Here is a 22,151-nt window from a genome sequence, read left to right as displayed (position 1 = left end):
TATGTTTTTTAATACCTAAAATGAAAATGGGGCTGAAGAATCAATTCTGATTCATCAGTCCCATAAATTATAGAGCCGAAACATGTCGGAAACTGTTTGGTTTGGAAAGTAAGACGATCGTGTATGAATGGTTAAACATCAAAGTACCAGCCCTGATTTATTTTGGGGTCACGATCACGCGATTGCTGGAAAAGGGGTGAAGAACGATCGGCTGATCATAAAAAGAGGTGAGAACCTCCTCAGTAAAAATCGTCTCTCGTTGACCAGCGGCGTGGACTTTGCCGTTTTTTAACATCAGCAAATGAGTGAAAATCGGTAGTAGCTCTTCCGTATGATGGGTAACGTAAAGAAGAGTCGGCGTATTCGGCAGCTGTGAAAAAGCCTGCAGACGGGTTAGCAGTTCTTCTCGCGCAAATAAATCAAGGCCCGTACAAGGTTCGTCCAAAATGAGGATCTCTGGTTGTGCCATCATGGCCCGTGCGATCATGACAAATTGTTTTTCCCCTTGAGAAAGGACGTGATAGGAACGATGGATCAGATGCGATAAACCTAAGTCAGCCAAAAGCTCTTTTGCTTGGATCAGCTGCTCTTCTTCGTAGGACTCATAAAGACCAATACTGGAATAAAGCCCGGAAAGAACGATCTCTTCGGCAAGATCGCGACCATAAAACTTGCTTTGCAGCGCTGAACTGACCCAACCAATGCGCCGTTGAAGATCGGGCACAGACGTTTTTCCGTAACGCTCCCCTAAGACTGTTCGTTGACCAGAAGAAGGCCATAAACTTCCCGTGATCATTTGGAGTAATAAACTTTTGCCAGCACCATTCAGACCTAAAATCGCCCAATGCTCATCTTTTTTCACTTGCCAATTGATCGCTTTTAATAAATAGTTCTTGTCGCGAACGAATGAAACCTGTTGGAAATCGAGGATTGTCATCTATTGTCGAACCTTAAACAGGTTCTTCACCTCCAGTTGTAAGAAAATTCAGAAAATAATCGCTCATATTATAGCATAAAGAAAAACATTTTGCTGACTGTTTGGTATCGCATTCATATCTTTTGTCAGAAATCAGAATGCTTGTTATGATGAAACTATACAGGAGGGATGATAACTATGGGTACTTTTAAAGATGAAAAAGATGTGATCGTTGGCAAAGCCAAAGAAAAAATCGGTGAGTGGACCAACAATGAAGAACTTGCCCACTCTGGAAAAGAACAAGCACAAGAAGGTCAAATCAAGAAAGAGCACGATCAAAAACGAGTCAATGAACTAGATGATCAAAATGATGAGCGTGATGCCCGCAATGATCGAACCACCCCTGAAAATGTCAGCAGCGAAGAACTATTGCGAGCTGAAAATCCCGATGCAAATAAAATTTCTTCGAATGATCGACGGGATGCAGACCAGCTGAAGCATTACACAGGAATTGAAGATAAATTATAAACAAACATGGATGCCTTCGTCTTCTAGACGAGGCATTTTTGGGTTAATGAGACAAGAGAGGTTGAAAGACAACCACCTACACAGTTGACAATTTCTCAACCTCTCATTATAATCCATTAAGATCGCATGGAAAGAAGCAAAGAAATTGGGAGGTGGTCATCAAATGCTTATTTATGCATTGTGTACGACTGTCAAGAAAGTAGAACAGCCGCAATAGGAAACGGAAAATTAGAAAGAAGGCTTTTTTATGATCGAACCTTACCAATTTCATTCAATTAAACATCAAGTATACCAATTAGTACGAACGTATCAATCGGTCAATGATCCTCGAACGATCAAAACGGTTGAAACGATGACAAAAGACGCCATAGAACAATTTTTTCCTGAAGAAGAAACAGCGCCACGTGAAATTTTAGCTGCTTTCTTTCAACCAGGGATGACGATCAGTCGCAGCAATGAGCTGTTAACAGAGCTCAAAGAGTACGTCCGACCCTTTCAGGTACCGACAACAAAACAAATTGAAAAAATGTTTCGGAAAGTAAAAAAACTGAAAATACCTGATTTTGCTTCCGTTGATTTAAAAGAGACCATCTATCTTTCTTGGGATGATATCGGTAGTCAAAGCAAGTTTATGATCATTGCCACTGAAGAAGGGTTTACAGGACTTCACGGTCATGTCTCAACCGAGGTCAAAAAAGGAATCTGTCCCTTGTGTCAGCATGAGGGGAATGTCTCGATGTTTCTTTCTTTGACGAAAAGCAATGGCGATGGAACGTATACCAAACGGGGGAACTATATTTGCCGGGATAGCCAACGGTGCAATCAGCAGATGGAACAGCCAGCAAATTTGCATGACTTTGTTTCTTTGCTGCAAATGAAAGATAAATAACGAAATGAAACGGCAGAAAAATTTCTGCCGTTTTTTCAAATTCAAAAAAACAGTAGTTATAACATTATTTAAATTTTGTAATAAATGAACAGAATAAACCACTTTGGCTATTGTACCAACGGATTTCATGTTATAATTAATCATAGAAACCGATGACTTTACGTAAATACGTAAGCGCATAAGAGAGAAAATGAGGTGGAACTATGCAATGTCCAAAATGTCATCATAACAATTCTAGGGTAGTTGATAGTCGACAAGCCGATGATGGACGTGTGATTCGCCGCCGTCGTGAATGCGAAAATTGCGGCTATCGCTTTACAACATTTGAACGTATCGAAGAGGCACCCCTACTTGTCATTAAGAAAAATGGTGCCCGTGAAGAATTCAATCGCGAAAAAATCCTACGGGGCTTGATTCGTTCTGCTGAAAAACGTCCAGTGACAATGGATCAGATGGAAACGATCGTCGATCATGTGGAAAGTCGTGTTCGTGCTCTTGGTGAAAATGAAATTTCTACAACACAGATTGGTGAGTATGTGATGGAAGATTTAGTTGATTTAGACGAGATCGCTTATATCCGTTTTGCCAGTGTCTATCGCCAGTTTAAAGACATGTCAGTTTTCTTGAAAGAACTACAAGACATCGTCGAAAAAGCGAAAGAACCACAAGAATAGAGGGGGACAACAAGTGGGCAATAGTTTACCGAATCAATCGTACAAAGTGTTCAAAAGCCGTCCACTTACAACGGAAGGAAAAGACGCCCTCATTTATTTGTATCAACCAATTATTGAAAGTGATGCTTTAGCGTTGTACTTGACACTCGCAAGCGATGTCCAAGCCCAAAGCTTTTCTGGCGAGGAGTCGATGACGTCCGTGCATCTAGATATCTTGAATGCCATGAATGCGGGAATGCCTCGCTTCATAAAAGCCAAGCAAAACTTAGAGGGCATCGGCTTGCTAAAGTCTTATGAGAAAGCAGATGCTCAAAACGTAAGCTCGTATCTGTATTGGTTGCAAGAACCGGTCCATCCAGCAGCGTTTTTTCAAGATGAATTGTATGCCTATCTGTTGTTGGAAAGAGTCGGAGAGCGTAAATTTGATCAGCTGGTCAAGCTGTATCAACCAAAGCAGTGTTCCTTGACCGATTATCAGGAAGTGACCCAATCCTTCTCAGCCGCCTATGGGTTAAATACCGCACGTTTTGCTTCACATGAAGAAACGTTACAGGCAGTCAGTGATTCCTTTCAAGAAACCAATGCGAACTTGGTGCTTGATGAAAAGCAGTTGGATTGGGACTTTCTTTTATATGAAGCGCAGCGTCGGTATATCCGTGCCGCTAATTTCACACCAAGTTTTCGACAAAAGTTAGTTCTATACCATTCTTTATATGGCTATGATGTGTTGGAATTGTTGGATTTGATGGCGGACAATGTTTCTTTGACAACAGGCGAGGTCGACCAGAAGAAGCTGGAACAAGCCATCATGAAGAAATCACGACAAACATTTACGAAAACATCAAAAAGAGAAGATCCCCAAGCGGAAAGTCAGTTGCGCCGCTTCAATACCTTAAAACAGAATGGTTTTTCAGAAAATGATGTGTTATTGATTCAAGAAAGTGAGAACAATGCACCAATCGCTTTTCTCAAGGCGATCAAAGCGGAGAAAAACAGTTTTATGACGGATTCAGAACAATGGCTGATCAAGAGCCTTGTCGAACGGTCACCATTGCCTAATAGTGTGATCAATGTTCTGGTTCATTATGTCTTGGTGGTCCAAAACAATGCCGCTTTGTCAGGGAATTATGTGAACAATATCGCCGCCCAGTGGTCAGAATTAAAAATTGGCACGGCAGAAGATGCCATCAAACATGTTCGGAGCCTTGTTCGAAGTGCCAAGGAAAAACGCAGCCGACCACAAACCAGCGGCAAAAAAATTATTCGCGAAGAAAAGCTGCCTTCTTGGGCTGAAAAACCAGTGGAAGAGACAGCCTTAACGCCAGAGCGACAAGCAGAATTAGATAAAAAACTGCAAAACTACTTGCATAAGAAAGCTGGTGACAAGTAATGGAAGATGTAGGGAAAAACTTAGGAAAACTATTGGATAAACGCAATTACCGTGATCAGTTTTCAGCAATGATGGCAGAGGTTTTACAAGATCCTGATGTCAAAGCGTTTATTGCCGAAAATGAAGAGGTATTGACCGAAGCAGATATTCAAAAAAGCTATGCGAAACTGTATGAGTTCGTCCAAGAAAAGCGGAAATTCCGCATCAATGATCCATCCATGATCGCACCGGGCTATGAGCCGCGCTTAGCGTTAAATTTTCATTTTATTGACGTCACCTATGTACCAACGAAAGAACTACTGGCATATCAGAAACAAGAAGAAATTCGCAGCCGCATCAAAGCGATGGATATGCCTAAAGATATACAAGAAGCAAGTTTTGCAGATTATCAGCAAACGCCTGGCCGAATGGAGGCCATCGCAGCTGCCGTTGATTTTATTAGTGAGTTGACAGCCAATCCACAGGAGTTTCATAAAGGACTTTACTTTGTAGGGAGTTTTGGGATCGGAAAAACCTATCTGCTTGGCGCGATCGCCAGAGATTTAGCGGAGGCAGGCTACACGACGACATTGGTTCACTTCCCGACATTTGCAGTAGAGATGAAACAAGCAATCGGCAAAGATCAGGTGGGGGATAAGCTGAACGCAGTGAAAAAAGCCCCAATTTTAATGATGGATGATATCGGTGCGGATGCGATGAGCAGTTGGATTCGTGATGAAGTCTTCGGTGTGATTCTACAATACCGAATGCAAGAGCAACTCCCGACGTTCTTTACCTCGAATTTTACTATGCATGAGTTGGAGCAGCATCTTTCAGTAACGCAACGCGGCGAATCCGAACCATTGAAAGCCAAACGTATTATGGAGCGTATTCGTTATTTGACACAAGAGATCCAAATGACGGGCAAAAATCGACGAAATGATGCCTAAAAAAACCATTACTGGAGGAAGAAGATGATGAAAAAACAAGTGATTCTAGGCTTGTCCTTAGCAGCAGTGCTGCTGTTAACGGCTTGTGGCAGTCCCGAAAACAACAATGCATCAAGTGGCGATAACACGCCTTCTGAATCAAGTGAGAATGCTAGTTCCGTTGCCAATAGTTCTTCAGAGAGCGAAACAGCGACGGTTTTTACTGGTATTATTCAAGAAGATGCCCGAGCAGGTTCAGATGATACCTTTCAATTATTTTTGAAAGACGTAGCGGCAGTTGAAGATGAGGATCAAGTCGTCCAAAGTTTTCAAAATGATGGGGTCATTCTCCATGTCCCTATCGAGGCCTATTCAGGAGAGATCGAGGAGTTAGTTGAAGGAGACAAAGTCCAAGTGTCGCTGCAAGGCGTCCCGATCATGACGATGTCGATCCCACCGCAAATTCCCGGTAACTCGATTCAAAAGGTTGAATTAGTGAACGATTAATGCAATGTGCGCCTTGGCAATGGCACCACAGTCAAGACGCACATTTTTTTCTATTTATGGAAAGCGTGTTATACTACGAAAGAAGGAGTGACAATATGAACGAACATGCATTATCGGATCGTTTGGCTTGCGTGGGCGAACAAATTCCCGACCAAGCACGTATCGCCGACATCGGCTCCGACCATGCTTATTTACCTGTGGCATTGATGCTGCAGAACAAAATCACTTATGCTGTAGCTGGAGAAGTCGTTCAAGGACCTTATGATTCTGCCAGTAAACAAGTACGTAAAAACGGGCTAACAGAGAAGATCGTGGTGCGCTTAGCAGACGGATTGGACGCTATTCAGCCAGCAGATAAAATCGACACGGTTGTTGTTGCTGGAATGGGGGGGACTTTGATTCGCTCTATTTTAGAAGAAGGCAGCAGAAAAAATCGCTTAGCGGGGGTCAAACGTTTGATCTTACAACCGAATGTTGGCGAAAGAACCTTGCGGGAATGGCTCGTTGATCACAATTTTACGATCATTCATGAAGTGCTGTTAGAAGAAAATGACAAAAATTACGAAATCATCGTTGCGGAAACTGGAAAAGCGACGTACACGCCCCAGCAATTATTTTTTGGTCCCTTTTTATTAAAAGAAAAAAATCCAGTTTTTTATAAAAAATGGCAGCATGAATTGAAGCAGCGTCAACGAGTGGTCAAAGAGTTAGAGAAAGCCAAAGAACCACCTGCTGAGAAAATGAATGAGTTGAAAGAACAAATCGAATGGATCAAGGAGGTACTGGCATGATTTCTGGTCAAGAATTTATCAAACGCTTTGAAGCATATTGCCCATTATGGTTGGCAGAAGAAGGCGATCCTGTTGGTCTGCATGTTGGTACATTAAACAAACCCCTCGAGCGAGTCATGATGACCCTTGATGTCCGTCCAGAAGTGGTAACCGAAGCCATCGAGAAAAAGATCGACTTGATCATCGCGAAACATCCACCGATCTTTCGCCCTTTGAACCGCTTGCTGACCGATGATCCGCAACAAAAGATGTTGATGGATCTCGTCAAGCATGATATCGCCGTTTACGCCGCCCACACCAATATGGATATTATTGAAGACGGTTTGAACGATTGGTTTTGTGAACTGCTAGAAGTTGAACCAGATACGTACTTGAAGCAAACCCATCAAGTAAAAATGAAGAAGTTAGCTGTATTTACACCTGTTGAATCGGCACCAGCATTGCGAAAGGCATTAGGAAAAGCTGGTGCTGGTCAGCAAGGCAATTACCAAAACACCAGCTATTCATTGATTGGCACCGGTCGCTTTACGCCACAGCAAGCGGCGCATCCTGCCATCGGTGAGATTGGAAAAGAAGAACAGGTGCAAGAAGCGAAAATCGAAGTCATTTTTCCAGAAACGATCGAGAAAAAGGTCCTTTCGGCAATGATCGCTGCTCATCCTTACGAAGAGCCAGCCTATGATCTGTATGCCTTAGACAATTTGCCGAAGACCTATGGAATCGGACGGGTTGGCAACCTCGCTGAGCCTCTTTCCATTGATCAGTTTGTCGCACGTGTCAAAGAGCGGTTTGGTTTGACTGCTTTACGTGTTGTCAGTTTTCCTAACGCACCTGAAAAAATTCAGCGAATCGCCATTTGCGGCGGCAGTGGCCAATCGTTTTATTCCGATGCCTTACGCCATCAAGCGGATGTGTACATCACTGGCGATATCAGTTACCATTTCGCCCATGACATGCAAGCCAATGGGTTGATCGCGATCGATCCAGGGCACAACATCGAAAAGGAATGTATTCCTCGGTTTATTGAGAAATTCAATCAGTGGAAAGCAGAAGAGAACTGGGCTGTGACCTTTGTTCCTTCCACCACTTCAACAAATCCATTTGACTATAGATAGGAGAATCTTTTATGTACGAAAATTTATTGCCTCGCTTTTTAAAATATGTCAAAACAGAAACTCGCTCAGATGCGACAAGCACCACAACACCTTCCACCCAAACACAGGTCGCGTTTGCTAAAGAACTGCAAAAAGAACTTGAAGAATTAGGATTAAGCGATGTTCATTACAATGAATCCAATGGTTTCGTGATCGCAACATTACCAAGTAACGTCGATCATGACGTGCGCTCCATCGGTTTTATCGCCCATATGGATACCGCCGATTTTAATGCAGAAAATGTTGATCCGCAGATCATCGAAAATTACGATGGCGAATCGACCATTAAATTAGATAAAGAAGGAAAATACACATTAAACACAAAAGATTTTCCGAATTTAAAAAATTATGCTGGGGAAACCTTGATCACTACTGATGGTACCACTTTATTAGGTTCTGATGATAAGTCAGGTATTGCAGAAATCATGACAGCCATGGAAATTTTACTGAAAAACCCAACGATCAAGCATGGGGAAATCAAAGTCGCTTTTGGCCCTGATGAAGAAATTGGTGTTGGTGCAGATAAGTTCGATGTGGAAGATTTCAATGTTGATTTTGCCTATACAATGGATGGCGGTCCAGTAGGAGAATTGCAATACGAAACCTTCAATGCGGCGCAAGCTGAAATTACGATCCAAGGAAAAAATGTCCACCCTGGAACAGCCAAAGACACCATGATCAACGCCTTGCAACTAGCAGTCGATTTTCAAAATGCGCTACCTGCTGATGAAGTTCCTGAGAAAACCGAAGGGACAGAAGGGTTCTTCCATTTGATGAGCCTTAGTGGTTCAGTAGAAGAAGCGAAAATGGCATACATTATTCGAGATCATGACCGGAGTCGTTTTGAAGAAAGAAAAGCACAATTATTAGCGGTTCAAGAAAGCTTGAATGCCCGCTTTGATGAACCACGAGTGCACGTACATCTATATGATCAATACTACAACATGAAAGAAATCATCGAAAAAGATATGAGCATCATTGATTTAGCGAAAGATGCGATGAAAGCAGTTGGAATCACACCGATGACAGAACCTGTCCGTGGTGGTACGGATGGCTCGAAAATCTCCTATCTAGGGATTCCAACCCCGAATATCTTTGCTGGTGGAGAAAATATGCATGGACGTTATGAGTTCGTCTCACTACAATCAATGATGAAAGCGACCGATGTGATCGTGAAAATCGCCGAACTGAATGCGCAAGCATAGCAGCAGCTTCTTCATTGAAAGAAAAGAACAACTTTAGGGCTGGGAACTCTTCACGCAGGTATTGCGTAAGGCCCGGCCTTTTATTAGGATGTGAATAGGATGAAAATTCTCGTATTATACAACGATACAGCGGGGAAAAGTGAAGCAAAAGAAACAGCAGAAAAATTCCAAGCCTATGTGAGTGAACAAGGCGATGAGCATCAAGTGTTTTTACAAGCTTCAAATCCCGATGTTGACCCTGAGGATGTTAAAGAGGCAGCCAAGAAACATGCTGTCGATACGATTGTTATTATTGGTGGGGATGGAACGATCCATCATGGGCTGCAAACATTCAAAGAAAAGCTGGATGAGCTGAAGATCGGGATCATTCCTGGAGGAACGGTAAATAACTTCGCTCGAATGTTAGGTATTCCAGTCAAGCCAGAAGAAGCGTTTGAGAATATTTTAACAGGGGTTGGACGTCCGATCGATTATGGGATGGTCAATGATCAAGTAATGATCTCGACGATGACTATTGGTCTTTTAGCAGATACTGCAGCAGCAACTTCCCAAGAAGAAAAACAACATTACGGTCCGTTGGCGTTTATGAAACGGTTCATTCATCTGTTGATCAAAAAGAAACAATACAAATTGGAAGTCATCGCTGACGAACGGAAATGGCAAGGGAAAAGTCAATTACTGACGATCGTCATGTCGAATTCAGCAGGTGGGTTTAAGAACTTTGATGAAGAAGCAAAACCTGACGATGGCTTGTTCCATGTTATTCTTTTGCCAAAATTGAACATTTTACGGTTTATTTTGTATTTGCCAAGAATCATTCATGGTAGAATTGCCAAAGTGCCAAGTGTTGAATACTTCACTGCCGCAAAGGTCTCGATCAAGGCGAAAGAAAAAACGGTTCATACTCGGACCGACGGCGATCCAACGGATGATCTGCCAATCGAGATGAAAGTCATCAAGCACGGGTTGACGATGTTGGTACCTGAGGAAGCACAAGAATCAAAATAATGGTCCCTACGATCAATCATATGGAGGAAATGGATGGATGCACTGATTTACAATCCATTGTGGTTTTATTTAATTGCAGTCAATCTTTATCTTTTCTGTCTGATGGGTTATGATAAATATCAGGCAGTAAAACAAGGTTGGCGGGTTCCCGAAGCAAATCTCCTTTTTATGGGGGCGATTGGCGGCGGATTAGGCGGTTTGATCGCGCAACGCGTGTTTCGCCACAAAACAAGAAAGAAGAAGTTTTATTTCTTTTTTGCTTTCGGCACCGTTTTTGCTATCCTGCTGATGGTCTTTTTTGCATAAATTCGGTTTAACAAGCAAGGAGTTAATATGAAAACTAAAGTGAAGTTCGCCCTTAATTTACTTTTACTAGTAGGCATTCTGGGTGTGATGTATTTTTTTGTCCGTAACTCGATGATGGAAATTTTAGCGGGGCTAAGAGAGACCAGCTTTCTCGTCGTCTTACTGGTTATGGGGCTTGGCACATTGTACCTAGTGATTGAAGGACGAACAGTTAAAGAGATCGCAGTGACTTTTCAACCGGAATTCACCACCAAGGCGGGGTTTCTAACCGTCTGTTACAGTGGGTTTTATCGGATCGTGACGTTTGGTGCGGGCACCTTGATCTCAGAGGTGAATTTTTATCGTAAAAATGGTTTGCAGTTGTCACAAGGGGTTGGGGTCACCACCTTACACATGGTGATGTATAAGTTTGCCATATTGACTTATGCGATCGCTGGGTTGATCATTCAATTCTCGTTATTCTATGACAATGCGCCGAATATGATTTGGGTGATATTGGCGGGGATCGTACTCGTCTTTTTGATCATTGCCGCTTTATTGGCACTTTCTGTCAGTATCAACATTCAAGTCTTTTTTGTGATCGTCAGTAATAAGCTGTTCAAAAGTGCGACATTAAGAGGAATCGTTGACAAATGCAACACCCAGATCTATTCTTTGCGAGAAACGGTCAATGCAATCATTACCGACCGCACCGCTTTTTTACGCATCTATCTTTGGAATCTTTTGAAGATGCTGCCTTGGTACGTGATCCCTTATGTGATTCTTGTCGTGCAGCACCCAGAGATCGATTTCTTGTTGACGTTATCCTTCATCAGCTTTGCCGTCGTCTTGTCCGGAGTGATTCCAACACCGGCAGGGATCGGTTCCTTTGAATTTATTTATATGCTGCTTTTTGGTCCATTAGTCGGCACAGTCGATGCAGCATCTTCTATGCTGCTGTATCGCTTAGCGACATTCATTTGGCCCTTCATTATTGGCTTTGCATATGTAATGAAAGAAAAGCGCAAAGACATTAGCCAAGAGCTGACAGAGCTTAGAAAAGAAAAAGTGGAAAGTTAAAAAAACGCTTATCTTCGAGTAGAGGATAAGCGTTTTTTTTAGTCTTTCAAATCAATGATCCGATCAACAAAGGATTCATAGAATTCAGCTTCATGGGAAACGATCAGAACGGTTCCGGGGAAAGCTGCCAGGGTTTCTTCCAAATTGTTTTTCGTGTCTTGATCGATATGGTTGGTCGGTTCATCAAGAATCAAAAAGTTGCTTTTGATCAGCATCATTTCAGCTAACTTCACTTTTGTCTGCTCGCCACCACTTAATAATTTCAATTCCTCTTGAGCAAGCTGGCTAGGTAATCCCGCACGAGAAAGTTGTCGTCGCAATTCTTTGTTGGTTGCCTTTGGGAAAAGATCCTCGAGGTATTGCAGAGGCGTCTGTAATGGATACTCCCAGTCAAGATCTTGAGAAAAGTAATTAAACTTTGTATGCTGTGGGTAAGAAACGGTTCCTTCAATTGCAGGGATCACACCAAGTATTGTTTTGATCAACGTCGATTTACCGATCCCATTAAATCCCCGAATCGCAATTTTTTCGCCATAGCGGATCGTTAGGTTGATTGGCGATAGTAAAGGCTTTTGGTCATAACCAATCACTAGATTGGTCGTCTCTAATGCCAAGGTCGTAACGATCGGTGCCAAATCAAATCCTAGATACGGTTTAGGGACATCTTGGGGTGGGGTCAAACGTTCGATTTTTGCCAATTGTTTTTCACGACTCTTTGCCATTGTTGAACGAGAACCAGCTTTGTATTTACGGATATAGCTTTCGGTTTTCTTGATATGCTCTTGTTGTGCTTCGTATTGCTTCATATAACTTTCATTTTGCAGCGTTTTTAGCTTTAATGCTTTGTCTAAATTCCCCGTATACTTAGAAAGCTTGCCAAATTCGATATCAATGATATGGGTCGTGATTTCATTCAAAAATTGTCGATCATGAGAAACGACTAAGTAGGTACCAGTAAAGTCCTGTAAAAACTCAACCAGCCATTTGATATGCTCATCATCTAAGTGGTTGGTCGGTTCATCTAAAATCAGCATGTCGGGTTTTTCTAGCAGCATTTTTGCTAAGATCAATTTTGAGCGTTGACCACCACTTAAGGAAGCAAGGGGGGTATCCATGCCGAGAACCGAAATACCTAATCCTTCTGCTAAATCATCGATCAATGTATCCATTTGGTAGAAATTTCCTTGATCCAATTGATTTTGCAATTCGCCGGCTTTTTCTAAAAGCTTATCGTCAAGACTTTCGCCATAAGCAGTATAAAGATCTGCGATCTGTTGTTCTTTTTCGAAGTCTTCTGCAAAGGCAGAGCGCAAAAAATCACGGATCGATTGCGTTTCATCAACATTGACATATTGATCCAAATAGCCCATTTTCAAATTTTTCGGAAATTGAACAAAGCCATCGTCTGGGAGAATTTCTCCTGTAATGATTTTGATTAAAGTACTTTTGCCGGCGCCGTTCCGTCCAATCAACCCGACTTTTTCCCCACGGTTGATTTGAACGGAAACATCTTCGTAAAGCAATTTGTCGCCAAATTGTTGGCTAATATTCGTTAATGTTAACATCGTTTCCTCCATATAAAAAAGCTGTAAACAGTAGACGTTACAGCTAAGTAGATAATCTTACTGAATAACTATCGCCAAAGAGCGATCAAAAGGATCAGGAAAATCGATTGTTCCTGACCAATCAGGACCTAGCATACCATTGCGGCTTCCTATCTGTCAATTTTCATGAAAGAATACTGAAAAAATCTTGATCTTCGAGGGAAATCTTTTGACCATTACTGACCAATATTGTATAATAGAAGAATAGAAAAAAGGAGCTGCTTGCAGCGTACTAATTTTTCTGACTACCATTTTGGGAGGGAAAAGTATGAACCCAGAAAAAATGACGACTACATTACAGAGTGCCATCGCGGAAGCACAGCAGATTGCCATGACGCGTCACCACCAAGAAATCGATATTCCGCATTTATGGAAGATTTTATTGCAAGCCAATCAATTCGGCCGCAATTTTTATACGGATACAGGCCTTGATGTCGATGCATTTGAAAAGGAAGTCGACCAGCTACTAGATGAACTGCCTTCGGTTGAAGGAGGAAATGTTCGTTATGGTCAATCCATGAGTCAAAATCTGTTTCATCTTTTGTCTGAGGCAGATCAATTAAAAAATGAATTTCAAGACGAGTATCTTTCCACAGAAATCGTCCTTTATGCGTTGATGAAATTGAAAAATCATCCATTGACGGTGTATTTAAAGAAACAAGGAATCACCGCTAAAGAAATCAAGCAAACGATCGAAACATTAAGAGGAGGGGATCGTGTGACCTCACAAAATCAAGAAGAACAATACAAAGCATTAGAAAAATACGGCGTTGACTTGGTCCAACAAGTCCGCAGCGGAAAAATGGACCCCATTATCGGACGAGACGAAGAAATTCGCGACGTGATTCGCATCCTTTCTCGGAAAACAAAAAACAATCCCGTTTTGATTGGTGAACCGGGAGTTGGTAAAACAGCCATTGTTGAAGGATTGGCTCAACGGATCGTGCGAAAAGACGTCCCAGAAAACCTAAAAGACAAAACGATCTTTTCTCTGGATATGGGTGCCTTGATCGCAGGTGCCAAGTTCCGAGGTGAATTTGAAGAGCGTTTGAAAGCCGTCTTACAAGAAGTGAAAAAAGCCGATGGACGGATCATTCTCTTTATTGATGAGATCCACAATATTGTAGGTGCTGGTAAGACGGAAGGCAGCATGGATGCTGGAAACTTACTAAAACCAATGCTGGCAAGGGGAGAATTGCATACGATTGGCGCAACCACCCTTGATGAATACCGTCAATACATGGAAAAGGACAAAGCCTTGGAACGTCGTTTCCAAAAAGTGTTGGTACAGGAACCAACCGTTCAAGATACGATTTCGATTTTACGTGGGTTGAAAGAACGGTTCGAGATCCATCATGGCGTCAACATCCATGACAATGCGCTTGTTGCTGCTGCGACCTTATCCGATCGGTATATCACGGACCGCTTTTTACCAGACAAAGCCATCGATTTGATCGACGAAGCAAGTGCCACGATTCGGGTGGAAATGAATTCGATGCCTACCGAGCTCGATCAGGTCACTCGACGTTTGATGCAACTGGAGATCGAGGAAGCCGCACTGAAAAAAGAATCCGATGATGCATCGAAAAAACGTTTAGGCATTTTACAAGAAGAATTGGCGGAATTGCGTGAAGAAGTCAATACCATGAAAATGCAGTGGGAAACGGAAAAAGAAGAAGTCAATGCAGTTTCCAATAAACGGGCAGAGATCGATAAAGCCAAGCATGAGTTGGAAGATGCTGAAAATAACTATGATTTGGAACGGGCAGCTGTTCTTCGTCATGGGACGATTCCACAACTGGAAAAAGAACTCGCTGAATTGGAAGAAAAAAACCAGGACGAAGGCATTCGGATGGTTCAAGAGTCAGTGACAGAAAATGAGATCGCCTTAGTCGTGGGCCGCTTGACAGGAATCCCTGTTGCGAAATTAGTGGAGGGCGAACGAGAAAAACTGTTGAAATTAAATGAGACCTTGCATCAACGAGTGATTGGACAAGACGAGGCAGTCGATGCCGTCAGTGACGCAGTCATTCGTTCCCGAGCTGGTCTGCAAGATCCAAATCGACCATTAGGTTCCTTCTTGTTCTTAGGACCGACCGGCGTCGGTAAGACCGAATTAGCGAAAGCGTTAGCGGTCAACCTATTTGACTCTGAAGAGCATATGGTTCGGATCGATATGAGCGAATACATGGAAAAACATTCGGTGTCTCGTTTGGTCGGTGCCCCTCCAGGCTATGTTGGATTTGAAGAAGGCGGACAATTGACCGAAGCCGTTCGACGCAATCCATACACGATCGTCTTATTGGATGAGATCGAAAAAGCCCATCCAGATGTCTTCAATATCTTATTGCAAGTGCTTGATGATGGCCGTTTGACAGACTCAAAAGGACGCGTCGTTGATTTCAAAAATACCGTCTTGATCATGACTAGCAACATTGGCTCTCAAGTCTTGCTAGATGGCGTGACTGCAGAAGGGACGATCCCAGAAACTGTTGCAGAAACTGTCCGTAATCTCTTGAGAGGCCATTTCAAACCAGAATTCTTAAATCGGATCGACGATACGATTTTATTCACACCGCTTAGTCTAAGCGATGTGACAGGCATCGTCGACAAGATCATCGCACAGCTTTCACAACGACTGGAAGTCCAAGATATACTGTTGACGATCACTGAAGAAGCCAAACGCTGGATCGCTGAAAATGCTTATGAGCCAGCGTATGGTGCGCGACCTCTCCGTCGGTTTATCACAAGAGAAGTCGAAACCCCATTGGCAAAAGAAATCGTTGCTGGCAGAGTCTTACCAAAGACCCAAGTCACGATCGAATTATTGAACGATCAGCTGGTTTTTAAAAATACGCCAATGGCCGAGTAATAAAAAGAGAACAAATGAATAAATACAAAACGATGGTTGCCATTTCATTGGCAGCCATCGTTTTTTTGTCTCTCAACATATGACAAAAAAGTTCTCCTTGCTTGTTGTTTGGAGGAAATTCGCACTTCGATTATACTGTTCTTATGGAGTAGGAGAGGAATGAAAAGATGAATACTTTTTTTGAAACGTTGAATGAGCGAAAAGGGGAATTGCTGACAGCTGTCTTTGAACATTTGTCATTGTCGATCATTGCGCTGCTCGTGGCGATCGTTATTGCTGTTCCTTTAGCTATTTGGCTGGTTAATCATAAACGGGCAGCGGAAGTCGGCCTACAAATAACGAGTGTGTTACAGACGATTCCATCACTGGCACTGTTAGGTTTATTGATTCCATTCGTGGGGATCGGAACGCCACCTGCATTGATCGCATTAGTTATTTATGCGTTATTGCCGATCTTTCAAAATACCTATATTGGCCTTTCGGAGATCGATCCATCAATCGAAGAAGCTGCTGCGGCATTTGGTATGTCTCGGATGCGCCGATTGATCAAAGTCGAATTGCCGATTGCTTTGCCTGTCATAATTTCTGGGATTCGCACGGCGCTGGTCTTGATCATCGGAACAGCGACCTTAGCCGCTTTGATTGGCGCTGGCGGGTTAGGTTCCTTTATTTTGTTAGGGATCGATCGAAATGCGCCTGAGTTAACGTTGATTGGTGCGATCGGGTCTGCCTTGTTGGCGATTGTTTTCAGTACCCTGATTCGTTACCTACAACATTTAAAACCGCGCTATACCTTGATCACGTTGGCAGCAATCATCTTGCTGATTGGTGGGGTTTCCTTTTCACAAAGCGGATTTTTCGCTCCCAAAACCATTACCATCGCAGGAAAACTAGGATCTGAACCAGATATCTTGATCAACATGTACAAAGAATTGATTGAACAAGAAGACCCTGATGCCCAAGTTGAACTAGAGCCAAATTTTGGAAAAACCTCTTTCTTATTCAGCGCATTGGACAATGGTCAAGTTGATATATATCCAGAGTTTACTGGTACCGTGTTGGAGAGCTTAGTTGAGGTACCAGAAGAGCTTGCGAGTCAAAACCTTGACTCCGACGAAACCTATACCGAAGCAGTCAATCTATTGAAGGATCAGTTTGAGATGACCTTGCTTCAGCCGATGGCGTATCAAAATACCTATGCATTGGCTGTCAAAAAAGAATTTGCTGAGGAAAATGGACTAACCACGATCTCTGATTTGAAGAAAATCGAAAATCAAATCAAAGCTGGCTTCACCCTCGAATTCATTGATCGGACGGACGGATATGCGGGGATCCAAGAACTTTATGGGCTAGATTTTCCAAGTGTCCAAAGTATGGAACCAGCATTGCGTTACCAAGCCATCAATAATGGTGATATCAATCTACTGGATGCCTATTCCACGGACAGTGAATTGCGTCAATATGGCTTAGTTATTCTAGAAGACGATCAGGAACTATTTCCACCTTATCAAGGAGCGCCTTTGATGAAAGAAGCCTTTGCCAAGGAACATCCAGAAGTCGTCCGTGCATTGGAAAAGTTGGCAGGGAAAATCACCGAAGAACAAATGAGTGAAATGAATTATCAGGTCAATGTCGAAGGAAAAAATCCAGCAGAAGTCGCACTTACCTTCCTGATAGACGAAGGATTAATTAAGGAGGGACAAGAATGACACCAATTATTGAATTTAAAAACGTCAGTAAAAAGTTTGATCAAAAACTAGTGATCGATCAATTAGATCTGAGTATCAATAAAGGAGAAATCTTTGTTTTGGTCGGTCCTTCTGGGAGTGGGAAAACGACGACTTTGAAGATGATCAACGCGTTGTCAGAACCGACAGATGGTGATATTTACTTCAAAGAAAAACGCATCAAAGAATACAATATTCAAAAGATGCGTTGGCAAATGGGTTATGTTCTCCAACAAATCGCTCTGTTTCCGACGATGGATGTCAAACAAAATATCGAAGTGATCCCAGAGATGTTAGGGTGGTCAAAAAAAGATCGCTCAGAAGCCGTGGATCGTTTGCTGACACAGGTCAAACTTGACCCAGAGCAATACCGTCATCGAATGCCGAAAGAATTGTCTGGTGGAGAACAGCAACGGATCGGGATCTTGCGCGCGTTAGCTGCCAATCCCGAAATCATTCTGATGGACGAACCCTTTAGTGCCCTTGATCCAATTTCTCGTAATTCCTTACAGGAGCTAGTCCTCGATCTGCACCAAGAGCTTGGGACAACGATTATTTTTGTCACGCATAACATGAAAGAAGCGGTAAAATTAGGGACGCGCATCGCTGTGATGAATCAAGGGAAGATCGTTCAATGCGATACACCAGAAGTCATTGTTTCACAACCGAAGACCGCTTTTGTGAAAAGCTTCTTTGAAGAAACCGGGGAAGATGAAGCGAAACTGGTCACAGCAGGAGATTTGATACGGATGAACTTTTTCAGCAATGACATCAATCAAGCTGACCCGAAAATTGCAGCATCTACGCCATTAAATGAGTTGTATACTTTATTTGCGAGTCATGAGACGGTGGTGATCGAAGAAAATCACCAACTGATAGGGAGTCTACGTCGAAAAGATGTGTTTGCTTTCTTGAGTCGTGATCGTACGTAAACGATTCTTTTCGCAACGAGAAATATCATAAATTTTTTAAAATCGATGATTTCTCTTGCTCAAAGCAAAAATTCCACGTAAGATTGAGGAAGATATCTTTTGTCAAAATGGCAGAACAAGCTTTCGCCGATGACAAAAGATGCAGTAAAGGAGCGAAAGAGCAGCTATGGTAAAAATCCTCAAAGAAAATTGGTTACTGCTTTTCTTTATCGTCGCCGTGGTTCTCATCCGTCTGTTTGTCCTGACCCCAGTTCAAGTCAGCGGCCATTCTATGGACCCAACGTTGGCAGATAAACAGCGTTTGATTGCATCAAAAATCTCATCCTATGACCGACAAGACATCGTGATATGTGTTGAACCAGATGATCCAAGTAAAATCGCTGTCAAGCGGTTGATTGGTTTACCCGGTGATACCATCGAGATGAAAGATGATGTCCTAACGATCAATGGAGAAGTATACGAAGAACCTTATTTAGATGAGTTTAAAGAGAAATTTGCAGACGATCAATTACAAGACGAATATTCTTATCGCGAAATGTTTCAGCAAATCGCCGCTGGTGCGGAACAGTTTACGGAAGATTTCTCAGTAACGGTGCCTGAAGGCAGCTATTTTGTGATGGGAGACAATCGTTTGATCTCTAGAGACAGTCGCAGTTTCGGGGTTGTAACGGAAGATCAAATGGAAGGGAAAGTGCTGCTGCGCTTTTGGCCATTGAATCAACTCAAACTATTTTAATCAAAAGAAAAAACATTCTTGCCAGTGCAGCGAAAACGATCGCTACTGACAAGAATGTTTTTTAGATGACCCAAGCGACAAATGCAACCATTGAAAAGAACATTGTCCAAACCGCAATAATAGCTGATGCAATAAAAATAATTTTGATTGATAAAGGTTGGACAAATTTTCGAGCATCTTTAGAGAACGCATAGGTGATCGATGAAAAAATCAAGCAGCATAAAATAAAAAACACTGTTAGAACCATAAGCCTCTCCTTTACTGACGCAACGTCAAATGAATAATGTAATTATAACAGACCATGGTTTTTTGGGGAAATAAAAATGATTAAACGAGGGAATTTTTTTGTGGTTGTAATCGTTTTATAGGGAAGTGTAAGAAAGGTTAAACCTTGATAGACAGCGAATCTATAAAAATAAGATGTGTTATTTAAGTATTTTTATAAATTTTTCTTTATGAATAAAAGAACAAAAGAAAAAAGCTTGTTGAAAAAACGCTGGTTTCAACAAGCTCTTAAAGGTCGTTTATGATAATTTTTTAATCCGATAACTTTCAAAGTAATCAGGTTTGCCTCGACCTTGCACATACGCGATCACGCCCATCAAGGCAGCACCAATCGTGTTGGTCAGTAAATCACCCATCGTATCCATCAATGCTTCACGACCGATAAACGGGGTGCCATCTAAGGTTGCATAACGTTGGAGATTCATTCCACCAACGGAATCGCAGATAAATTCCCAAAACTCCCAGAAGATACCACACAAGCCGGCAAAAGCAAAGCCCATCAGTAGGAATAACCAGGGAGAGACATTTGAAACTTTGACTTCTTTCAGCAGCAGACAGATCAACCCGTAGCCGACAGCCGTCAAGACCATTGGGCTTACCGCATGCAGAATTTTATCCCAGAAAGCAATGGTTTCGATCAAATGTAAGATCGTCCCCATAAATACAGAGATAAGCAAGAAAAACCAATAAAAGTAGACGGTGGCATTTGGTAGCTGGATTTTCAAGAACTTTTTACTCATTTCTGGGACAAAGATCAATAAAATCCCAAGCAAGGCTTGGGCGAGGAAAATCAATCCTTGTGTTTGCGGATAGACCCCACGGAAAAATTCCCACAAAGAAAAACAAAACACGAGAACACCGAAAATAGTGAATACCTTTTGCAGTCGCTGATAATTTTGCCCCATTTAGTTGTCCTCCGAAAGATAGTCGGCTAAGCCAGCCAAAAGGGCTGCTTCAGAGGAGTAAATCTCCCCGTTTAGCTTGATCAAACCCACCGTATAAAGATTGACATAGTGGAATTGGTTTTCCGCAACGGTTTGTAATGCTGCCAGCTTTTGCTGATTGTCGGCACCTTGTTGGCGACTATCCGTATAAAGCCCTAAAACAGGAATGCCTTTTGCATAGGCGACACCGATCTCAGAGGCAACCCCAGCATCGATGGTCAAACCATCCAGCAATGCGATCATCAAATCACTTTCCAGCACTTTTTCGGTATCTGCCAAAGCGATCATTTTGCTATCCGCATAGGCGGATTTATCATTGATCGCGGCATTTTCTTGAGGTAAATAAATCTCCAGCTGCGGATACTGCTGACGAATCGACGCAACAAGTTCGGCGTTGTAGCGCAGGTCACTAGCAGCAAACAGGGGAGCAGCAAAATATAGTTTCATTCAAAAACACTCCTTAATCATTCATAGTTGTACGTTTTGTTGATTCGTTGTTTAGAAATAATCACTAAAATAGGCTTCCATATCAGGGATGATCGATTCCAGTAATGCCAGTGTTTCTGAATCGGTATTTAGCCGTTCCACACGCTCTAAGTAAGCCGGACGGCGGTAATTCATCAACAGACACGACAATGTCTGAATATCCAGTTGGACCGCTTTTCCGATAGCTTCTCTTGAAACCACGATCTCCCCGTGATTGTATTGGACACCGAAGATCCCGTTGTTCCAATCGGCAACTGGGTCGGAAACAACAAAGTGAAAGGGTGTTTGGAAGGCTTCAAATGGGAAGTTTTTCAAAAACTGTTCAACATCGACGATCCGCGCCATGTAATAAGGCTCGATGGTTTCTTTGATTTGGCTATCGTCCAAGTAGAAGGACAGGGGTTCGTTTGAATATATGTCTCCTTTGACCCAATAAACCATTGAGAAATGGGCAGAGATAAAATTCCAAAGACCATTGCGGGCTTCTTGATTCAAGTAGAACATTTCCTTTACATGGAAGACTTCTTCGGCTACCCAATAAAAAAGTACACCAGTCGGATGACCACTGGCATTGTAATAGACAGCCGCGGTGCGCTCTTCTTCATTTTCATAGCGCCAATACTCTTCCCAGTGAAAAGAGGTCCGCTGCAAGGCACCATGGTTGTCGCGGGAGAATTGGTTGTAGACAGTAAAGACATCAGGATCATCCACTTCTTTGCGCTCTACGATCCCAGGGACTTCTTTGGTTTTCGGAAGCTGGGTATCACGAATTTTGAAGGTCAGCTTGTCGGACATGATCTCCCAGCCTTTGCGACGATAGTAGGGCACATTATAAGGGTAAAGGTAGGAGATCCATTGCTGATCTTCCCGCATCGTTTCTAAGGCAAGCTTGATCAAGTCTTTCATCAGGCCATGTCCGGCATATTCTGGGTAGGTCCCAACACCGGTCACTCCGCCCATTTTGATCAATTTGCCGTGTATATTGACTTCACAAGGATAAACGGCGATTTGCGAGATCAACTTGTCTTCATTGAACCAGCCAAAGACTTTGGAAAGCTCTAAGATCGGGCGCTTAGATTTGATCATTTCCCGTTTGCTCTCATAGCCGCTTTCTTCAATATCCGATTCAGTGATCTGAAAAACATAGCTTAACAGTTCGTTGAACTGATCAACGTCTTTTTCTTCCACCGCTCGAATATGTAGATTTTGATGAAAATTATTGTCCATTCT

The 22,151-nt window shown here is 42.5% G+C and carries 22 protein-coding genes; 16 read left to right on the top strand and 6 right to left on the bottom strand.

Annotated features, from left to right (window positions below):
• Nucleotides 1-157: 157 nt before the first annotated feature.
• Nucleotides 158-937, bottom strand: coding sequence for an ABC transporter ATP-binding protein (locus tag ACI3E5_RS09160; protein ID WP_438781303.1), 780 nt, complete (start codon nucleotides 935-937; stop codon nucleotides 158-160).
• A gap of 168 nt (nucleotides 938-1,105) precedes the next feature.
• On the opposite strand from ACI3E5_RS09160, the gene ACI3E5_RS09155 reads away from it, so the two are divergent.
• The 12 genes from ACI3E5_RS09155 (at nucleotide 1,106) to ACI3E5_RS09100 (ending at nucleotide 11,335) form a co-directional block, all read left to right on the top strand.
• Nucleotides 1,106-1,444, top strand: coding sequence for a hypothetical protein (locus tag ACI3E5_RS09155; protein ID WP_016609515.1), 339 nt, complete (start codon nucleotides 1,106-1,108; stop codon nucleotides 1,442-1,444).
• A 247-nt stretch (nucleotides 1,445-1,691) separates the two neighbouring features.
• A complete protein-coding gene (locus ACI3E5_RS09150) occupies nucleotides 1,692-2,333 on the top strand; it encodes a FusB/FusC family EF-G-binding protein (protein WP_438781305.1) in 642 nt (213 codons plus the stop codon).
• A 203-nt stretch (nucleotides 2,334-2,536) separates the two neighbouring features.
• Nucleotides 2,537-3,007, top strand: coding sequence for a transcriptional regulator NrdR (gene nrdR / locus ACI3E5_RS09145; protein ID WP_005226004.1), 471 nt, complete (start codon nucleotides 2,537-2,539; stop codon nucleotides 3,005-3,007).
• A 13-nt stretch (nucleotides 3,008-3,020) separates the two neighbouring features.
• Entirely contained in the window at nucleotides 3,021-4,397 is a 1,377-nt protein-coding gene (locus ACI3E5_RS09140; RefSeq protein WP_438781307.1) for a replication initiation and membrane attachment family protein, read from the top strand.
• Nucleotides 4,397-5,326, top strand: coding sequence for a primosomal protein DnaI (dnaI, locus tag ACI3E5_RS09135; protein ID WP_005226006.1), 930 nt, complete (start codon nucleotides 4,397-4,399; stop codon nucleotides 5,324-5,326). Before ACI3E5_RS09140 ends, dnaI begins: the two co-directional genes overlap by 1 nt.
• A gap of 24 nt (nucleotides 5,327-5,350) precedes the next feature.
• Nucleotides 5,351-5,812, top strand: a complete 462-nt coding sequence (locus ACI3E5_RS09130) for a hypothetical protein (protein ID WP_010748202.1) — start codon at nucleotides 5,351-5,353, stop codon at nucleotides 5,810-5,812.
• A gap of 95 nt (nucleotides 5,813-5,907) precedes the next feature.
• The gene (locus ACI3E5_RS09125) at nucleotides 5,908-6,603 is read left to right on the top strand and encodes a tRNA (adenine(22)-N(1))-methyltransferase (RefSeq protein WP_413153351.1); all 696 of its coding nucleotides are present in this window, start codon (nucleotides 5,908-5,910) and stop codon (nucleotides 6,601-6,603) included.
• Nucleotides 6,600-7,718, top strand: coding sequence for a Nif3-like dinuclear metal center hexameric protein (locus tag ACI3E5_RS09120; protein WP_288722814.1), 1,119 nt, complete (start codon nucleotides 6,600-6,602; stop codon nucleotides 7,716-7,718). The genes ACI3E5_RS09125 and ACI3E5_RS09120 overlap by 4 nt, the downstream gene beginning before the upstream one ends.
• A gap of 11 nt (nucleotides 7,719-7,729) precedes the next feature.
• Complete coding sequence (pepT, locus tag ACI3E5_RS09115; RefSeq protein ID WP_005226010.1) at nucleotides 7,730-8,962, top strand: peptidase T; 1,233 nt, start codon at nucleotides 7,730-7,732, stop codon at nucleotides 8,960-8,962.
• Between the two features lie 99 nt (nucleotides 8,963-9,061).
• Nucleotides 9,062-9,970 (top strand): diacylglycerol/lipid kinase family protein, encoded by a 909-nt coding sequence (locus ACI3E5_RS09110; protein WP_438781310.1) that lies wholly within the window; start codon nucleotides 9,062-9,064, stop codon nucleotides 9,968-9,970.
• Nucleotides 9,971-10,003: 33 nt separating this feature from the next.
• Complete coding sequence (locus ACI3E5_RS09105; protein WP_010748207.1) at nucleotides 10,004-10,276, top strand: DUF1294 domain-containing protein; 273 nt, start codon at nucleotides 10,004-10,006, stop codon at nucleotides 10,274-10,276.
• 27 nt (nucleotides 10,277-10,303) lie between these two features.
• Entirely contained in the window at nucleotides 10,304-11,335 is a 1,032-nt protein-coding gene (locus ACI3E5_RS09100; RefSeq protein WP_005231344.1) for a lysylphosphatidylglycerol synthase transmembrane domain-containing protein, read from the top strand.
• Between the two features lie 38 nt (nucleotides 11,336-11,373).
• On the opposite strand, the gene ACI3E5_RS09095 is transcribed toward ACI3E5_RS09100, so the two are convergent.
• Complete coding sequence (locus tag ACI3E5_RS09095; RefSeq protein ID WP_438781313.1) at nucleotides 11,374-12,900, bottom strand: ABC-F family ATP-binding cassette domain-containing protein; 1,527 nt, start codon at nucleotides 12,898-12,900, stop codon at nucleotides 11,374-11,376.
• Nucleotides 12,901-13,207: 307 nt separating this feature from the next.
• On the opposite strand from ACI3E5_RS09095, the gene clpB reads away from it, so the two are divergent.
• From clpB to lepB, 4 genes are all read left to right on the top strand, one after another.
• Entirely contained in the window at nucleotides 13,208-15,811 is a 2,604-nt protein-coding gene (gene clpB, locus ACI3E5_RS09090) for an ATP-dependent chaperone ClpB (RefSeq protein ID WP_438781315.1), read from the top strand.
• A gap of 167 nt (nucleotides 15,812-15,978) precedes the next feature.
• The gene (locus tag ACI3E5_RS09085; RefSeq protein WP_438781317.1) at nucleotides 15,979-17,520 is read left to right on the top strand and encodes an ABC transporter permease/substrate-binding protein; all 1,542 of its coding nucleotides are present in this window, start codon (nucleotides 15,979-15,981) and stop codon (nucleotides 17,518-17,520) included.
• Complete coding sequence (locus ACI3E5_RS09080; protein ID WP_010748213.1) at nucleotides 17,517-18,470, top strand: ABC transporter ATP-binding protein; 954 nt, start codon at nucleotides 17,517-17,519, stop codon at nucleotides 18,468-18,470. The genes ACI3E5_RS09085 and ACI3E5_RS09080 overlap by 4 nt, the downstream gene beginning before the upstream one ends.
• A gap of 166 nt (nucleotides 18,471-18,636) precedes the next feature.
• Nucleotides 18,637-19,206 carry a signal peptidase I gene (gene lepB, locus ACI3E5_RS09075; RefSeq protein WP_074933965.1) on the top strand — a complete coding sequence of 190 codons (570 nt, stop codon included), beginning with the start codon at nucleotides 18,637-18,639 and terminating at the stop codon, nucleotides 19,204-19,206.
• Between the two features lie 61 nt (nucleotides 19,207-19,267).
• Here the strand turns inward: lepB and ACI3E5_RS09070 are convergent, their stop codons facing one another.
• The 4 genes from ACI3E5_RS09070 to ACI3E5_RS09055 all read right to left on the bottom strand — a co-directional run bounded on the left by ACI3E5_RS09070 (nucleotide 19,268) and on the right by ACI3E5_RS09055 (nucleotide 22,148).
• Nucleotides 19,268-19,453, bottom strand: coding sequence for a hypothetical protein (locus tag ACI3E5_RS09070; RefSeq protein WP_005226019.1), 186 nt, complete (start codon nucleotides 19,451-19,453; stop codon nucleotides 19,268-19,270).
• A gap of 277 nt (nucleotides 19,454-19,730) precedes the next feature.
• Complete coding sequence (locus ACI3E5_RS09065; RefSeq protein ID WP_016609503.1) at nucleotides 19,731-20,396, bottom strand: DUF2238 domain-containing protein; 666 nt, start codon at nucleotides 20,394-20,396, stop codon at nucleotides 19,731-19,733.
• The gene (locus tag ACI3E5_RS09060; protein ID WP_010748216.1) at nucleotides 20,397-20,882 is read right to left on the bottom strand and encodes a nucleoside 2-deoxyribosyltransferase; all 486 of its coding nucleotides are present in this window, start codon (nucleotides 20,880-20,882) and stop codon (nucleotides 20,397-20,399) included. It lies immediately after the preceding gene.
• A 51-nt stretch (nucleotides 20,883-20,933) separates the two neighbouring features.
• Nucleotides 20,934-22,148, bottom strand: coding sequence for a GNAT family N-acetyltransferase (locus ACI3E5_RS09055; RefSeq protein ID WP_005226022.1), 1,215 nt, complete (start codon nucleotides 22,146-22,148; stop codon nucleotides 20,934-20,936).
• Nucleotides 22,149-22,151: the final 3 nt, after the last annotated feature.

The sequence above is a fragment of the Candidatus Enterococcus avicola genome, assembly GCF_047470845.1.
GTDB lineage: Bacteria > Bacillota > Bacilli > Lactobacillales > Enterococcaceae > Enterococcus_D > Enterococcus_D casseliflavus.
This window is presented reverse-complemented; position numbering and strand designations above follow the sequence as displayed.

Coding starts and splice junctions, on each gene's coding strand:
- ACI3E5_RS09160 (WP_438781303.1), bottom strand. CDS start 937: ATGACAATCCTCGATTTCCAACAGGTTTCATTCGTTCGCGACAAGAAC.
- clpB (WP_438781315.1), top strand. CDS start 13,208: ATGAACCCAGAAAAAATGACGACTACATTACAGAGTGCCATCGCGGAA.
- ACI3E5_RS09110 (WP_438781310.1), top strand. CDS start 9,062: ATGAAAATTCTCGTATTATACAACGATACAGCGGGGAAAAGTGAAGCA.
- ACI3E5_RS09095 (WP_438781313.1), bottom strand. CDS start 12,900: ATGTTAACATTAACGAATATTAGCCAACAATTTGGCGACAAATTGCTT.
- ACI3E5_RS09085 (WP_438781317.1), top strand. CDS start 15,979: ATGAATACTTTTTTTGAAACGTTGAATGAGCGAAAAGGGGAATTGCTG.
- ACI3E5_RS09155 (WP_016609515.1), top strand. CDS start 1,106: ATGATAACTATGGGTACTTTTAAAGATGAAAAAGATGTGATCGTTGGC.
- pepT (WP_005226010.1), top strand. CDS start 7,730: ATGTACGAAAATTTATTGCCTCGCTTTTTAAAATATGTCAAAACAGAA.
- ACI3E5_RS09125 (WP_413153351.1), top strand. CDS start 5,908: ATGAACGAACATGCATTATCGGATCGTTTGGCTTGCGTGGGCGAACAA.
- lepB (WP_074933965.1), top strand. CDS start 18,637: ATGGTAAAAATCCTCAAAGAAAATTGGTTACTGCTTTTCTTTATCGTC.
- ACI3E5_RS09055 (WP_005226022.1), bottom strand. CDS start 22,148: ATGGACAATAATTTTCATCAAAATCTACATATTCGAGCGGTGGAAGAA.
- ACI3E5_RS09105 (WP_010748207.1), top strand. CDS start 10,004: ATGGATGCACTGATTTACAATCCATTGTGGTTTTATTTAATTGCAGTC.
- ACI3E5_RS09065 (WP_016609503.1), bottom strand. CDS start 20,396: ATGGGGCAAAATTATCAGCGACTGCAAAAGGTATTCACTATTTTCGGT.
- dnaI (WP_005226006.1), top strand. CDS start 4,397: ATGGAAGATGTAGGGAAAAACTTAGGAAAACTATTGGATAAACGCAAT.
- ACI3E5_RS09080 (WP_010748213.1), top strand. CDS start 17,517: ATGACACCAATTATTGAATTTAAAAACGTCAGTAAAAAGTTTGATCAA.
- ACI3E5_RS09060 (WP_010748216.1), bottom strand. CDS start 20,882: ATGAAACTATATTTTGCTGCTCCCCTGTTTGCTGCTAGTGACCTGCGC.
- ACI3E5_RS09150 (WP_438781305.1), top strand. CDS start 1,692: ATGATCGAACCTTACCAATTTCATTCAATTAAACATCAAGTATACCAA.
- ACI3E5_RS09100 (WP_005231344.1), top strand. CDS start 10,304: ATGAAAACTAAAGTGAAGTTCGCCCTTAATTTACTTTTACTAGTAGGC.
- ACI3E5_RS09070 (WP_005226019.1), bottom strand. CDS start 19,453: ATGGTTCTAACAGTGTTTTTTATTTTATGCTGCTTGATTTTTTCATCG.
- ACI3E5_RS09120 (WP_288722814.1), top strand. CDS start 6,600: ATGATTTCTGGTCAAGAATTTATCAAACGCTTTGAAGCATATTGCCCA.
- nrdR (WP_005226004.1), top strand. CDS start 2,537: ATGCAATGTCCAAAATGTCATCATAACAATTCTAGGGTAGTTGATAGT.
- ACI3E5_RS09130 (WP_010748202.1), top strand. CDS start 5,351: ATGATGAAAAAACAAGTGATTCTAGGCTTGTCCTTAGCAGCAGTGCTG.